We start from the raw sequence: 618 nt of genomic DNA, 5'->3' as shown, positions 1-618 counted from the left end.
TCGAACTCCGCGCCTTGATCGGCTGCCGCTGCCAAGGTTGCTTGCTTCATGCCAGCATGACCTCGAAGTGGTGCCAGCATTGCCACCAGATCAACCCGGAAGGCGGACCTTAATCAGCGTAGCCTTAACGTTTTAATTCAGCGGACCAGCCAGCGAAGCTGGCGCAGGCCCGCTGCAATGAAAGGTTATGCCTCATTTCGCCCCCGAGACCAGTAGTTGCCAACTTGCTGCAATAACGAAATGGAAAGCTCAGGAACGGAAGCGCTGCCGATGACCGAGGAGTCCTCGCAGAATGGGCAGGCGGCCGTGAATCCCTTGTAACCCTTGCCATCTTGCCTAAGCGCGCCAGGTTCTTCGTCCGCTGGGTCTATAGAGTCAGACCATAGAGAGATGACCTTTGACTCGAAGATTTTCAAGCAGGAGTAGCAGCCGCAGAAATCGCTGGCTTCGACATCCACACGATTCATGTATGTCTTGGCGACCAACTGCGACAAAGACGGTTCAGCGCTCATGAGGCATAACGTTGAGTTGAGCGGACCGCTGCGGCAGGCCGCCCAAGGCCAGTACGCGAGAATGCCGAGAGGCCGCGTACTGGCCTTGGGCGGCCTGCCGTAGCGG

General features: G+C 57.6%; 1 protein-coding gene. It reads right to left on the bottom strand.

The window, feature by feature from the left end:
* Positions 1–185: 185 nt before the first annotated feature.
* The coding region (locus ACG0Z3_RS23220; RefSeq protein ID WP_394402427.1) for a hypothetical protein at positions 186–618 on the bottom strand (433 nt) is incomplete at its 5' end.

The organism is Pelomonas margarita (assembly GCF_043555875.1).
GTDB lineage: Bacteria > Pseudomonadota > Gammaproteobacteria > Burkholderiales > Burkholderiaceae_C > Pelomonas > Pelomonas margarita.
Note: the sequence above shows the minus strand (reverse complement) of the source record. Positions and strands in the feature narration are given on the sequence as shown.